This window comes from Roseateles saccharophilus, assembly GCF_004342485.1.
Taxonomy (GTDB): Bacteria; Pseudomonadota; Gammaproteobacteria; order Burkholderiales; family Burkholderiaceae_C; genus Pelomonas; species Pelomonas saccharophila.
The window spans coordinates 324,440-337,414 of sequence record NZ_SMBU01000001.1 but is presented as its reverse complement, the minus strand read 5'-3'; the positions used below and the strand labels follow the sequence as shown (position 1 = coordinate 337,414).

Genomic DNA, 12,975 nt, shown 5'->3' with positions numbered 1-12,975 from the left:
GCATCCGCTACGCTCCCGGCCCGATGCGCAAGTTCTTCGAACCCGCCCTGCTGCTGCTCCGGCTGCGCCCCACCGACTGGCAGCGCACGCTTGCCTGGGCCGCCGTCGTCGGCATCACCGGCGCGCTGGCGACGCTGGGTTTCCGCGCCTGCCTGGTGGGGCTGGAGCAGTTGCTCTACGGCACCGACGGCCTGGTGCAGGCGGCGGAATCGCTGCCCGGCTGGCTGCGCCTGGCAGCGCCCACCCTTGGCGGCCTGCTGGCCGGCGCGGTGCTGGCCTGGGAGGCGCGCCAGCCTCACGCGCCCCACGGCGACTACATGGAGGCGGTGGTGCTCGGGCGCGGCGAACTCGGCACGCGTAGCTCGCTGCTGCGCGCGCTGTCCTCGCTGTGCACGGTGGCCAGCGGCGGCGCGATCGGCCGCGAGGGCCCGATGGTGCAGCTGGCCGCGCTGACCGGCTCCGTGCTGGCCAGGTGGCGCGGCATGCCGGTCGCGCGCCGGCGCCTGCTGGTCGCCTGCGCGGCCGCCGCCGGCCTCACCACGGCCTATGGCACGCCGATCGCCGGCGCCCTCTTCATCGCGGAGATCGTGCTGCAGTCGCTGTCCACCGAGACGCTGGCGCCGCTGCTGATCGCGTCGGTGACGGCCCACCTGACGCTGGCGGGCCTGACCGGCGCGCATTCGCTCTACCGCATGCCGGAGGTCGCCCCGCTGGGCGGGCCGGGCTTATTCCTGTGCGGCGTGCTGGGCCTGCTGGCGGGGCTGGGCGCGCCGCTCTACCTGTGGCTGCTGGACCGCGCCAAGGCCGCCTTCGGCCGCTGGCAGCTCGCGCGGCCCTTGAAGCTGGCCCTCGGTGGCCTGCTGGTGGGCCTGCTGTCGCTGCAGGCCCCGCAGGTCTGGGGCAATGGCTTCAGCGTCGTCGACAGCGTGCTGCAGGGCGGCTGGCCCTGGCAGGCCCTGCTGCTGGTGCTGCTGCTCAAGGTCGGGGCCGTGGCCGCGACCACCGGCTCCGGCGCTGTCGGCGGCATCTTCACGCCGACGCTGTTCGTGGGCGCGGTCAGCGGTGCGCTGTTCACCGTCGTCGCCGGGCTGGTGTTTCCGGCCGCGCTGCCGATGCCGGTCGGCGCCGCCATCGGCATGGGCGCCTTCCTGGCGGCCAGCACGCATGCGCCGCTGACGTCGCTGCTGATGATCTTCGAGATGACCGAGAACTACCGCGTGGTGGCGCCGCTGATGCTGGCCTGCGTGCTGGCCGTGTCGCTGTCGCGGCTGTTGCGGCCGGACTCGGTCTATGCGTCCTCGCAGCGCGCCAAGGCGGCCACCGACCCGCGGCTCGCCACCGCGGGCGACCTGCTGCGCACCGACAGCTGCTGCATCGGCCCGGGCGCCAGCATCGCCGAGGTGGAGCAGCGCCTGCTGGAGAGCCGCTGGCGCCATGTCTATGTGCTGGACGCGCAACGGCATTTCGAGGGCGTCATCGCGCTGCACGAGCTGGCGGCCCGGCTGAAGGCGCCACACGACCCGGCCGGCCCCTGGCCGGCGGACCTGCTGCAGCCGCGCTACCCGCGCCTGCGCGAGGACATGCCGCTGTGGGAGGTGCTGCAGGTGTTCGAGAGCCACCCGGGCGAGCGCCTGCCGGTGCTCGACGCGGCCGGACGCCTGCTCGGCCATGTCGCGAAGACCGATCTCGTGCTGATGCTGCGGGACCGGCTGGCGATCAACTGACCGAACAGCTAGCGGTTGCGCACGCGCTTCTTCGCGGGCGGCTGGGTCAGCACATAGCGCGTCGCCGTCAGCTTGTCCGACACCGCGCTGGTCTTGTTGTCCACATAGCCCCAGCCGCGCATCGCCGTGCGCACCTCGGCCTCCGACGGGCTGGCGCCCGGGCCCTTGGGGTACACGACCCAGACGGTCTTGCAGATCATCGTCGCGTGGAACTCGGCCATGCGCTCCAGCTCGGAGGGCTTGCTCAGCACGGCCACCAGCATGCGCGCCTCGCGCACATTGGTCGTGATGCCGCCGGCCAGGGCCTCGGCGAGGGCCGGATCCAGCGTGCCCACGGTGGGGCCGATCAGCAGGGCCGGGTTCTCGGCGCTGACGCCGAGCTTGGCGGCCAGCGTGGGCGGCGGGGTCTGCAGCTTCTTCAGCCAGCGCTGGGCTTCCTTCTCGCCCAGCACGAGAGCTACGGCATCGCCGTCCGCGTCGAAGCGCAGTTCCTCGCCTTCGACGCTCAGGTTCTGCAGCGCGGCGATGTCCCAGCGGCGCTTCAGCGCGCCGCGCAGCACGACGGTGGTCGATTCGAGCAGGGCATCGACCTCGGCGGCCTCTTGGCCCACACGGGCGGTACAGCTGGCTTCACGTCCCATGCGGGCTCCTCATTCTTTGCGTCGTCGCATTGTCAGCCGCCAGGCCAGCGCGCCGGCGAGGGCGCCGCCGAGATGGGCGAAGGGCGCGACCGGGAAGTCGAAGCCGGGCGTGGGACGCAGCACGGGGCCCAGCGGCTGTTCGAGCGTGAGCTTGACGGCAAGACCGAGAGCGATGCCGGCACCGATCAGGCGTTCGCGCCCGCCCCGCGCGACGAGGCTGAGCGCCGCGATGGCCGTCAGCGCATGCAGTGCGCCGGACAGGCCGGCATAGTGCAGCAGTTCGGGGCGCAGCAGCAGGGCCAGCTGGGTCAGCGGCAGCGCGATCAGGCCGGCGACGGCTTCACGCGGCCCCAGGGCCGCGCGCCAGCCGAGCAGCGCGAGCACGGCGCAGCCGGCGAGGTTGGCGGCGAGGTGGATGGGGGTCCAGTGGACGAAGGCGGCACTGAGGGCGCGCCAGGGTTGAGTGGCGAAGAGCGCGGGCTGCCAGTCGACGGCTTCACGCGGCAGGGGCCAGTTCAGCAGGCACAGCAGGGCGAATGCGGCGCAGAGTGCGAGCCAGCTCGACGATCGCGTCATGGGCGAGGCCCAGGCCCGGAGTTCGCCAGGTCGGGAGATCGGCCGGGCCGGTCCACTAAGCGAACACCGCGAGCCACAGCGCCTTCACCGCATCGCGGTGAACAGCCAGCGGTACCGCCGCCTCCGCATCCAGCGCCGTCGACTGCTCATCCAGTCTCGCCCGATGCTGCACCCGCCGCAGCTCGCGATACGCGTTCGCCGCCCCAACCCCCACGCCCGCAGGCAGCAAGCCGACCGCCTCGCAGCGCTGCAGCAGCGCGATATTGCCGAGGTTGTCGAGCAGCTCCGGGTGGTTCGCGCCATTGGCCAGCACCAGGGTCTGCAGCGCGAACTCGGCATCCATCATGCCGCCCTCGCTGTGCTTCACGTCGAACAGGCCATCCTTGACCGGCCGCGCCGCGCGCACCTTCTCGCGCATGGCCTGCACCTCGCGTCGCAGCGCCTCGGTATCTCGCGGCGCCGTCAGCACCTGCCGGCGCACCGCCTCGCAATGCTCGGCCAGGTCGGCATCGCCGGCGCAGAAGCGCGCCCGCGTGATGGCCTGGTGCTCCCAGGTCCAGGCGGTGTTGCTGCCACGCCCGGTCTGGTAGGCCTCGAAATGGGCCAGCGACGTGACCAGCAGGCCCGAGTTGCCGTTGGGCCGCAGCGCGGTGTCGATGTCGAAGAGCTCGCCGGCCGCGGTGCGCAGCGTCAGCCAGGTGATGAGGCGGCGCACGAAGGCACCGTAGATCTCGGCCGCGTTCTCGTCCTCGTCGTCGAAGACGAAGACGACATCCAGGTCGCCGCCATAGCCCAGCTCCTTGCCGCCAAGCTTGCCGTAGGCAATGACGGCCAGGCGCGGCTGCGCGCGGTGGGCCTTGCCGAAGCGGGCCCAGGCCCATTGGATGGCGATCTGCAGCACGGCATCGGCCAGCAGCGACAGGTCGTCGGCCACCTGCTCGACGGTGATGCGGCCCTCGACGTCGCGCACCAGCGTGCGGAAGACCTCGGCGTGGTGAGCGCGGCGCAGCGTGTCCAGCAGCGCCTCCTCGTCGGCCTCGCCGCTGCGCTGCCAGCCGCGCTCTCGGTCCAGCAGGTCGGCGATGAAGGCCTCGCGGTCGAAGCGGGCGGTCAGCAGCAGCGGGTCGGCCAGCTCGTCGATGACGCCGGGGTGCTGCATCAGATAGCGCATCGGCCAGCGTGCCAGGTCCAGCAGGCGCAGCAGGCGCTGCTGCACGGCGGGGCGCTCGACGAGCAGCGCGAGATAGCTCTCGCGGCGCAGCAGAGGCTCGACCCAGTCGACGAAGCGCAGCGCCGCGCCCAGCGAGCATTCCTGGGCCGTCACGGCCTGGGCCGCGCGGTAGAAGAGCTTGGCGAGGCGCTGGCGCGACTCCTCGCGCAGGCCCTGCACGCGCGGCGTCTCGGCCAGGCGGCGCACGGCGCTGGCCAGCGGAGCCGGCAGGCTCTGCAGGAACTCGTCGCCGTCCACGGTCGGCCTGGGGCCGCCGCACTGGCCGCCGCGGCAGCCGCCGGGCTTGGGCGCTCCGCCCTCATGCAGCAACGCGTCGAACTCGGTGGCGACAAGCTCGCGCACCTCGCCGAGCTGCTCGAAGAGCTCACAGGTCTCGCGACTGCACTTCAGACCCATCGACGCGGCGATCCAGGCCAGGTCGGCGTCGGCCTGGGGCAGGCAATGGGTCTGCTGGTCGTCGAGGAACTGGATGCGGTGCTCGACGCGGCGCAGGAAGACGTAGGCCTCGGACAGCCGCTGCGCCGTCTCGGCCTTCATCAGCCCGCCGGCGGCGAGCTGTGCCAGGGCCTTGACGGTGGAGCGGGTGCGGATCTCGGGGAACTGCCCGCCGCGCACGACCTGCAGCAGCTGCACGATGAACTCGATCTCGCGAATGCCGCCGCGCGACAGCTTCACGTCGTTGGCGCGCTCGGGCCGGCCGGCGGCGCGCGCCTTGGCCTCGCTGCGGATCTTGCCGTGCAGCTGGCGCAGGCCCTCGAACACGCCGTAGTCCAGGTAGCGGCGGTAGACGAAGGGCGTGACGAGCTGGCGCAGGGCCAGCGTGCGCGCATCGCCCGGCGCGCCAGGGCCGGACAGCGGCGCGACGACGCGGCTCTTCAGCCAGGCGAAGCGCTCCCACTCGCGGCCCTGCACGAAGAAATACTCCTCCAGCATGGCCAGGCTGACGACCGGCGGGCCGCTCTTGCCGTTGGGCCGCAGCGCCAGGTCGACGCGGAAGACCTGGCCGTCGTCGGTCACGTCGCCGATCAGCGCGTACAGGCGCTTGGCGACCGACGAGAAATACTCGTGGGCCGAGACCGGCCGCGGGCCATGGGTGGCACCGTCGTCCTCGTAGACGTAGATGAGGTCGATGTCCGACGACACATTGAGCTCGCGCGCGCCGAGCTTGCCCATGCCCAGCACCCAGAAGGCGATGTCCCGGCCGTCGGCCGTGCGCGGCTCGCCGTGGATGGCGTCCAGTTCGGCACGGGCCGCACGCAGCGCAATGTCCAGCGTGACCTCGGCCAGATGGGTCATGGCCAGCGTCACGTCGTCCACGCTCGCACCCTGCTCGATGTCCAGCACCGCCAGCCGCTCCAGCACCAGGTGGCGGGCCACGCGCAGCGCGCTCGCCAGTGACGGCTGGGGCCGGCCGGCGAGCAGGGTCTCGATCAGCGCGGCGATGACGGCCCGGTCGGGCAGGCCCGCCGGCAGCAGCGCCAGCTCGGCCGCATAGCGGCGGCGCACGCGCTGCACATAGCGGCTGTGTTCAGCAACGACGGGAAACAGTTCGCTCATGACCCTGTGCTAGATTGCCTGCCGGCCGGTTCCCACGTGCCCCAGAGACAACGTGTCTGACTTCTTCTCGGCCGCCCTCCACCATTGCTCCCGCGCCGCTGGCTGGCCTTTGCGCCTGTGCTGGCAGGCGCTGCGCTGGGCGCTGCTGCTGCTGGCCCTGCTGTGGGCGCTCGGGGTGGTGGCTTGGAGCGTATTGCACTGGGCCATTCTCCCGCACGCCGATGAATGGCGCCCCTGGCTGGAGAGGGAAGCCTCAAAGACCCTGGGGGTAGAGCTGCGCATCGGCCGCATCAGGGTCGAGTCGGGCGGCTGGATGCCGCGCATGGAGCTGGGCGAGGTGCGCGTGCTGGACGCCGCCGGCCGCCCCGCCCTGCAGCTGCCGCGCGTCGCGGCCGTGCTGTCGGCCCAGTCGCTGCTTGCGCTGGAGCCGCGCTTCTCCCAGCTCCTCATCGACGCGCCCGAGCTGATCATCCGCCGCGACGCCCAGGGCCGCATCTTCATCGGCGGCATGGGTCTGGACGCCGCGAGCCAAGCCGACACGGGCACCACCGAGGCCGGCCTGGACTGGCTGTTCAGCCAGCCCGAGCTGGCCATCGTGCACGGCCGCGTGCGCTGGGTGGACGAAAAGCGCGCCGATGCTCGGCCGCTGGAGCTGTCGGAGCTGAACTTCGTCATGCGCAACGGCCTGCGCAGCCACGCGCTGCGCCTGGACGCCACGCCGCCGACGGACTGGGGCCAGCGCTTCACGCTGCGCGGCCGCTTCACGCAGAGCCTGCTGAAGCGCCCCGGCCAGTTCCAGCACTGGAGCGGCCAGCTCTACGCCGACCTGCCGCGCGCCGACCTGAGCCAGCTGCGCCGCCATGTCGACCTGCCCTTCCAGCTCAGCGAGGGCGACGGCGCCGTGCGCGCCTGGGCCGACCTGAAGGACGGCCAGCCCGTCGGCGCGACGCTGGACCTGGCGCTGCGCTCGGTGCGCCTGAAGCTGCTCGAGTCCGCACCCGAGCTGGACCTGGTCCACATCGAAGGGCGCCTGGACCTGGCACGCGCCAAGGACAGGCTCAGCCTGCAGGCCCGCCAGCTCGGCTTCGTCAGCGGCGACGGCATCGCCTGGCCGCGCTCGGACTGGGGCGTCAGCCTGCAGCTGGGCAAGAACGACGAGGTGCTGGGCGGCGAGGTCAACGCCCAGCGCCTGGACTTCGCGCTGATGGCACAGATCGCGCAGCGCCTGCCGCTGGGCGAGCGTGCCCACCAGCTGCTGACCGAGCTGGAGCCGCGCGGCGTGCTGACCGCGCTCGGCGGCCAGTGGCAGGGCCCGCTGGACGCGCCCAAGAGCTACCGCGTCAAGGCCCAGCTCGACGGCCTGGCCATCGCGGCCAAGCCCGCGGCCCAGCCCGACCAGCTCGGCCGCCCGGGCCTGCGCGGCGCCAGCCTGGAGCTCGACGCCAACGAGCGCGGCGGCAGCGCCCGCCTCGCGGTACAGCAGGGCGAGGTCGAGCTGCCCGGACTGTTCGAGGAGCCCGTCCTGCCCATCACCAAGCTCGCCACCCAGATGAGCTGGAAGCTGCCCGCGCCGGGCGCCAGGCCGGCCGGCGAGGTCGAGCTGAAGCTGCGCAACCTGCAGCTGCAGACGCCCGACCTGAGCGGCGACTTCGACGTGCTGTGGCGGCGCACGGCCGGCGCAACGACACCAGGCTATCTCGACCTGAGCGGCCATGCCCAGCGCGCCGAGGCCACCCGCATCGCCCGCTACATCCCGCTAAGCCTGCCCGCCACGCGCAGCTATGTCGCGCGGGCGGTGCTGGGCGGCGAGGCGCGCAACATCATCGTCAGGATCAAGGGCGATCTCCACGATTTCCCCTTCGACGGCCCGCACTCCAACGGCATCTTCCGCGTCGCGACCCAGGCTCAGGGCGTGCTGCTGGCCTATGTGCCGCCCAGCGAGGTCGGAACCAACTGGCCGGCGATGGAAGGCGTGGACGCCGAGCTCGTCTTCGAGCGCGCGGGCATGCAGATCAGGAACGGCCACGCCCGGGTGCTGGGCTACGAGCTGAGCGGCGTGAACGGCGGCATCAAGGACCTGCAACACGGCCGCGTGCTGGCCCTGGACGGCACGGGTCGCGGCGCCGGCGCCGACCTGCTGCGCTTCGTGCGCGGCTCGCCGCTGGACGAATGGCTGGGCCATGCCCTCACGACGGCCACGGCCCAGGGCCCCGCCGGGCTGAGGCTGGGCATCGCCATCCCGCTGGACGACGTGAACCAGACGACGCTCAAGGGCCAGCTGCAGCTCGGTGGCGTGGACCTGAAGCTGCGCCCCGAGCTGCCGGCCCTGGCCGGCGCGCGCGGGCGCATCGACTTCGACCGCAAGGGCCTGCAGCTGGCCGGCATGACGGCGCGCCTGCTCGGCGGCGACGCCGCCATCGACGGCGGCAGCCAGCGCGACGGCAGCCTGCGCTTCGCCGTGCAGGGCCAGGCCACGGCCGAGGGCCTGCGCCGCGCGCCCGAGCTGGGCGCCGTCGCGCGGCTGGCCCAGGCCGCCAGCGGCCAGGCAGCCTACCGCTTCCAGCTCGCCGTCGGCAAGGACGGCCAGAGCGAGCTCAGCGTGGCCAGCAGCCTGCAGGGCCTGGGCCTGGACCTGCCGGCGCCGGCGCGCAAGGAGGCCGACGCGGCCCTGCCACTGCGCCTGCTGATGACGCCCACGGCCGCCGGCCGCGACGAGATCCGGCTAGAGGTCGGCGCCAGCGCGGCGCCGCTGCTGCAGGCCCAGTTGCAGCGCGACATCTCGGGCGCCAGCTCGCATGTGCTGCGCGGCGCGCTGGCCGTGCAGGACAGGCTGCCCGCGCTGCCGCCCAGCGGCGTGCTGCTGCAGGTCAATGTGGCCGCGCTGGACCTGGACGCCTGGCAGCAGCGCCTGGGCGCGCTGGCCGGTGGCGGCAGCGGCGGCGACGACGGCGACGCCGCCGGCCTGCTGCCCGGCCAGATCGTGCTGCGCAGCCAGGCGCTGAAGATCGGCGGCCGCCAGCTCGGCCGCGTCAACGCCCAGGTCGCCCGCGACGGCTCGGTCTGGCGCCTCGCCATCGACGCGGAGCAACTGGCCGGCCGCATCGAGCTGCGCGGCGTCAACCTGGGCCGGGGCAGCAGCGTGGACGCCGTGCAGGCGCGGCTCACGCGGCTGTCGCTGCCGCGCGCCGAGGCCGACTCCTTCAGCGAGCTGATCGACCCGGGCAAACCCGCAGCCAGCAGCAGCCCGCTGCCGTCGCTGGACATCGAGGTCGACGACTTCGAGCTGCGCGGCAAGCGGCTGGGCCGACTGGAGGTGCTGGCCCAGGCGCCCGCGGCCGCGCGCGACTGGAAGCTGGACAAGCTGCTGATCCAGTCGCCGGACGCGACGCTGAGCGCCAGCGGGCTGTGGACCGCCATCAAGGGCGGCGACGCCGACGCCCGCCGCCGCACCCAGCTCGACTGGAAGCTCGACATCGCCGACGCCGGCAAGCTGCTGGAGCGCCTCGGCCAGGGCCAGGTGCTGCGCGGCGGCAAGGGCGTGCTGGCCGGCAAGGTCGGCTGGGACGGCTCGCCGCTGTCGCCCCACTACCCCAGCATGGCCGGCGCGCTGAACATCCAGCTCGACACCGGTACTTTCCTGAAGGCCGAGCCCGGCGTGGGCCGGCTGCTGGGCGTGCTCAGCCTGCAGTCGCTGCCGCGCCGGCTGCTGCTGGACTTCCGCGACGTCTTCGCCGAGGGCTTCACCTTCGACGGCGTGACCGGCGACGTGAAGATCGCCGCCGGCATCGCCCGCAGCGACAACATCCGCATCCGCGGCCTGCAGGCCGCCGTGCTGGTGGACGGCAGCACCGACCTCGCCGCCGAAACGCAGAACCTGCGCGTCGTCATCGTGCCCGAGGTATCGGCGGGCGGCGCCTCGCTGGCCTACGCGGCCATCAACCCGGCCATCGCGCTCGGCGCCTTCCTGGCCCAGCTGATCCTGAGCCGCCCGGTGGCCGCGGCCAGCACGCGCGAATTCCACATCAGCGGCAGCTGGGACGACCCCAAGGTCGAGAAAGTCGAGAACCCGGCGGCGGCCCGGCCGGCGAGCGCCGCATCGGCGCCCTGAGCCCCGGTTCCGCGCATCAGCCCCGGTTCGGGCAGTCCGTCTTCACGCAGCTCGCGTACAGCGCCAGCGAATGCTCCTGCAGCTGGAAGCCGCGCTCGCGCGCGATGGCGTGCTGGCGTTCCTCGATGGCGGGGTCGAAGAACTCCTCGACCTTGCCGCAGGTCAGGCAGACGAGGTGGTCGTGGTGGTGGCCCTCGTTGAGCTCGTAGACGGCCTTGCCGGTCTCGAAATGATTGCGGCTCAGCAGGCCGGCCTGCTCGAACTGCTGCAGCACGCGGTAGACCGTGGCCAGGCCGATGTCGGCGTCCTCGCCGAGCAAGGCCTTGTAGACATCCTCGGCCGTCATGTGGCGCTGCTCGGCGCGCTGGAAGATCTCGAGGATCTTGATACGCGGCAGGGTCGCCTTGAGGCCGCTGTTCTTGATGTCGCTGGTCTGGCTGTTGGCGGAAGAGGGCATGGCGCAGTGAGCAAGGGACCGGGATGGGCCCCGCTAGAATCCGCGCGATCATAGCCAGCCGAGCCTTCGGCAGGTGTTTCCAGCCTCTTTTGCCAGCCTCCATGCGCCTCCTGCCTGCCTCTCTCCCGCTGCTCGCGCTGCTTGGCGGCTGCTCCCTGATGCCCCATTGGGACTCCCTGCCCGCCATCACCGGCGAAAAGGTGTTGGGCGTGCTGACGCCCTACCGCCTCGAGGTGGTGCAGGGCAATGTGCTGACCAAGGAGATGGTCGCCCGCGTCAAGCCCGGCATGCCCAAGGCCCAGGTGCGCGACCTGCTCGGCTCGCCGCTGCTGACCGACGTCTTCCACGAGGCGCGCTGGGACTATGTCTTCACGATCCGCCGCCAGGGCGCGCCGGCGCAGCAGCGCCTTGTCGTCGCGATGTTCGACGGCGACAAGCTGAAGTCGATCGACGTGCCCGACGACCTGCCGACCGAGAACGAATTCGTCGCCTCGGTCAACACCTTCAAGCCCAGCGCGAAGGAGCCCAAGCTGGCGCTGAGCCAGGCCGAGCGCGAAGCCCTGCCGCCGCCCAAGCAGAGCGCCGAGGCCGCCCCGACCGCCGCGGCCGAGGGCCCGGCCCCCGGCCGCGTCTACCCGCCGCTGGACGCCGCACCGGCGAAGGCGGGCTCCTGATGCTGAAGGTCGCCGTGACGGGCGCCTCCGGGCGCATGGGCAAGATGCTGATCGAGGCCGTGATGGCCGCCGAGGACTGCCAACTGCACGCCACGCTGGACAAGGGCGACGACGTCCGCGCGGGCCTGGCCGGCGCCGACGTGCTGATCGACTTCACCCGCCCCGAGGCGACGCTGGACCATCTGGCCATCTGCGCCGACCTGGGCGTGAAGGCCGTCGTCGGCACGACCGGCTTCGAGCCGGCGCAGAAGGCCCGGATCGCCGAGCTGGCCCAGCACACGGCCATCGTTTTCGCGCCCAATATGAGCGTCGGCGTCAACGTCGTGCTGAAGCTGCTGGACATGGCGGCCCGCGCGATGAACGAGGGCTTCGACATCGAGATCGTCGAGGCCCACCACCGCAACAAGGTCGACGCGCCCAGCGGCACGGCCCTGCAGATGGGCCAGGTCGTCGCCGACGCGCTCGGCCGCGATTTGAAGCAATGCGCCGTCTACGGCCGCGAGGGCGTGACCGGCGTGCGCGACCCGTCGACCATCGGCTTCGCCACCGTGCGCGGCGGCGACATCATCGGCGACCACACCGTGCTGTTCGCCGGCACCGGCGAGCGCATCGAAATCAGCCACAAGGCCAGCAGCCGGGGCATCTACGCCCAGGGCAGCCTGCGCGCCGCGCGCTTCCTGGCGGGCCAGGCGACCGGCCTGTTCGGCATGAACGACGTGCTGGGCTTCGCCGCATGAGCGAGCGCCGGCGGGCCGAGCGCCTGGCCGCCCCGAGCCGGCCCGCATCCCCTTGGGGGATCGTCCGACGTACTCGTCGGGCGAGGGGCTGACATGTTCGCGGACTTCTGGGCCCAGAGCGACCTGGTCGGTCGCGCCGTCGCGCTGCTGCTGCTGTCCATGTCCGTCAGCGCCTGGGCGCTGATCCTGTGGAAGGCCTGGCTGCTGCAACGTGCCCGCCGTGGCCTGGTGCGCGCGGTGCCGGCCTTCTGGTCGGCCACCGGCGTGGCCGAAGGCCGCGGCGCGCTGCGGAACTTCGACGCCGAGCAACTGCTGCTGCCACTGCTGGACGCCGCCACCGCCGAAACCCGCACGGCGACGCTGGACGCCGCCGGAAAGCGCGAATCCCGCCTGACCCGCCGCCTGCGCGATGCGCTGCACGCGGTGCTGGCGCGGCTGCAGTTCGGCCAGGTACTGCTGGCCTCCATCGGTGCGACGGCGCCCTTCGTCGGCCTGTTCGGCACGGTCTGGGGCATCTACCACGCGCTGGTCAGCATCTCGGCGGCCGGCAACATCACCATCGACAGGATCTCCGGCCCGGTCGGCGAGGCGCTGATCATGACGGCCGCGGGCCTGGCGGTGGCGATTCCCGCCGTGCTGGCCTACAACGTCTTCGGCAAGCTGGTCGCGGCCTGCGAGGCCGATCTCGAAGGCTTTGCGCACGACCTGCGCGAACTGCTCGACCAGGACTGATCATGGCTTTCGGCCGGCTTGAGAAACCGGAAGGCTCGCGGCCGATGAGCGACATCAACATGACGCCGCTGATCGACGTCATGATGGTGCTGCTGGTCATCTTCATGATCGCCGCGCCGCTGATGACCGCCTCGCTGCGCCTGGACCTGCCCAAGAGCGAGGCCGCGACGCCGAGCGACGCGCCGAGCTTCATCGCCGTGACCGTCACGCCGGACGGCAGGCTGCACCTCGGCGACGACGAACTCGACGCCAAGGCCTTCCAGCAGCGCATCAACGAGCTGGGCCGCGCCAATGCGCAGATGGAGGTGCAGTTGCGCGCCGACCGCGCCGTGCCCTATGGCCAGGTGGCCGAGCTGATCGGCTGGGTGCAGGCCGCCGGGCTGAACCGCATCGCCTTCGTCGCTCAGGCCGCCGCTTCGGCCCCTTGAGCGAAAGGTCGGCCGAGAGGCGCCACCTACAATTTGGTGAAACTTTAAGCCCCCACGCTCGCTATCGCTCGCTGCCCCCTGAGGGGGTGTGTCAGGGGCTTCGGGCGGCC

Annotated in this window: 10 protein-coding genes; 6 read left to right on the top strand and 4 right to left on the bottom strand. The window is 72.2% G+C overall.

All coding sequences use genetic code 11. The annotated features are described in order from the left end of the window. Window positions 1–23: 23 nt before the first annotated feature. A complete protein-coding gene (locus EV671_RS01475; RefSeq protein ID WP_132569290.1) occupies window positions 24–1,724 on the top strand; it encodes a ClcB-like voltage-gated chloride channel protein in 1,701 nt (566 codons plus the stop codon). An 8-nt stretch (window positions 1,725–1,732) separates the two neighbouring features. On the opposite strand, the gene EV671_RS01470 is transcribed toward EV671_RS01475, so the two are convergent. The 3 genes from EV671_RS01470 to glnE are packed head-to-tail and all read right to left on the bottom strand — an operon-like array spanning window position 1,733 to window position 5,729. Then, window positions 1,733–2,365, bottom strand: coding sequence for a hypothetical protein (locus EV671_RS01470; RefSeq protein ID WP_132569288.1), 633 nt, complete (start codon window positions 2,363–2,365; stop codon window positions 1,733–1,735). Between the two features lie 9 nt (window positions 2,366–2,374). Next, window positions 2,375–2,941 carry a rhombosortase gene (rrtA, locus tag EV671_RS01465; protein WP_132569286.1) on the bottom strand — a complete coding sequence of 189 codons (567 nt, stop codon included), beginning with the start codon at window positions 2,939–2,941 and terminating at the stop codon, window positions 2,375–2,377. Between the two features lie 55 nt (window positions 2,942–2,996). Next, complete coding sequence (gene glnE / locus EV671_RS01460; protein ID WP_132569284.1) at window positions 2,997–5,729, bottom strand: bifunctional [glutamate--ammonia ligase]-adenylyl-L-tyrosine phosphorylase/[glutamate--ammonia-ligase] adenylyltransferase; 2,733 nt, start codon at window positions 5,727–5,729, stop codon at window positions 2,997–2,999. 52 nt (window positions 5,730–5,781) lie between these two features. On the opposite strand from glnE, the gene EV671_RS01455 reads away from it, so the two are divergent. Next, window positions 5,782–9,837 (top strand): YhdP family protein, encoded by a 4,056-nt coding sequence (locus EV671_RS01455; protein ID WP_165917441.1) that lies wholly within the window; start codon window positions 5,782–5,784, stop codon window positions 9,835–9,837. Window positions 9,838–9,853: 16 nt separating this feature from the next. On the opposite strand, the gene fur is transcribed toward EV671_RS01455, so the two are convergent. Continuing rightward, a complete protein-coding gene (gene fur / locus EV671_RS01450; RefSeq protein WP_132569280.1) occupies window positions 9,854–10,294 on the bottom strand; it encodes a ferric iron uptake transcriptional regulator in 441 nt (146 codons plus the stop codon). Between the two features lie 101 nt (window positions 10,295–10,395). Between fur and EV671_RS01445 the strand changes: the two genes are divergently transcribed. From EV671_RS01445 to EV671_RS01430, 4 genes are all read left to right on the top strand, one after another. Further along, window positions 10,396–10,968 (top strand): outer membrane protein assembly factor BamE, encoded by a 573-nt coding sequence (locus tag EV671_RS01445; RefSeq protein ID WP_132569279.1) that lies wholly within the window; start codon window positions 10,396–10,398, stop codon window positions 10,966–10,968. Continuing rightward, the gene (gene dapB, locus EV671_RS01440) at window positions 10,968–11,705 is read left to right on the top strand and encodes a 4-hydroxy-tetrahydrodipicolinate reductase (protein ID WP_132569277.1); all 738 of its coding nucleotides are present in this window, start codon (window positions 10,968–10,970) and stop codon (window positions 11,703–11,705) included. Before EV671_RS01445 ends, dapB begins: the two co-directional genes overlap by 1 nt. Window positions 11,706–11,798: 93 nt before the next feature. Then, the gene (locus EV671_RS01435) at window positions 11,799–12,437 is read left to right on the top strand and encodes a MotA/TolQ/ExbB proton channel family protein (protein ID WP_132569275.1); all 639 of its coding nucleotides are present in this window, start codon (window positions 11,799–11,801) and stop codon (window positions 12,435–12,437) included. A 44-nt stretch (window positions 12,438–12,481) separates the two neighbouring features. Continuing rightward, window positions 12,482–12,865 (top strand): ExbD/TolR family protein, encoded by a 384-nt coding sequence (locus tag EV671_RS01430; RefSeq protein ID WP_338139936.1) that lies wholly within the window; start codon window positions 12,482–12,484, stop codon window positions 12,863–12,865. The last annotated feature ends 110 nt before the right edge of the window (window positions 12,866–12,975 follow it).

Excerpts from the sequence above, each read along its gene's own strand:
- EV671_RS01475 (WP_132569290.1), top strand. The coding sequence starts at position 24 with ATGCGCAAGTTCTTCGAACCCGCCCTGCTGCTGCTCCGGCTGCGCCCC.
- EV671_RS01470 (WP_132569288.1), bottom strand. The coding sequence starts at position 2,365 with ATGGGACGTGAAGCCAGCTGTACCGCCCGTGTGGGCCAAGAGGCCGCC.
- rrtA (WP_132569286.1), bottom strand. The coding sequence starts at position 2,941 with ATGACGCGATCGTCGAGCTGGCTCGCACTCTGCGCCGCATTCGCCCTG.
- glnE (WP_132569284.1), bottom strand. The coding sequence starts at position 5,729 with ATGAGCGAACTGTTTCCCGTCGTTGCTGAACACAGCCGCTATGTGCAG.
- fur (WP_132569280.1), bottom strand. The coding sequence starts at position 10,294 with ATGCCCTCTTCCGCCAACAGCCAGACCAGCGACATCAAGAACAGCGGC.
- EV671_RS01445 (WP_132569279.1), top strand. The coding sequence starts at position 10,396 with ATGCGCCTCCTGCCTGCCTCTCTCCCGCTGCTCGCGCTGCTTGGCGGC.
- dapB (WP_132569277.1), top strand. The coding sequence starts at position 10,968 with ATGCTGAAGGTCGCCGTGACGGGCGCCTCCGGGCGCATGGGCAAGATG.
- EV671_RS01435 (WP_132569275.1), top strand. The coding sequence starts at position 11,799 with ATGTTCGCGGACTTCTGGGCCCAGAGCGACCTGGTCGGTCGCGCCGTC.
- EV671_RS01430 (WP_338139936.1), top strand. The coding sequence starts at position 12,482 with ATGAGCGACATCAACATGACGCCGCTGATCGACGTCATGATGGTGCTG.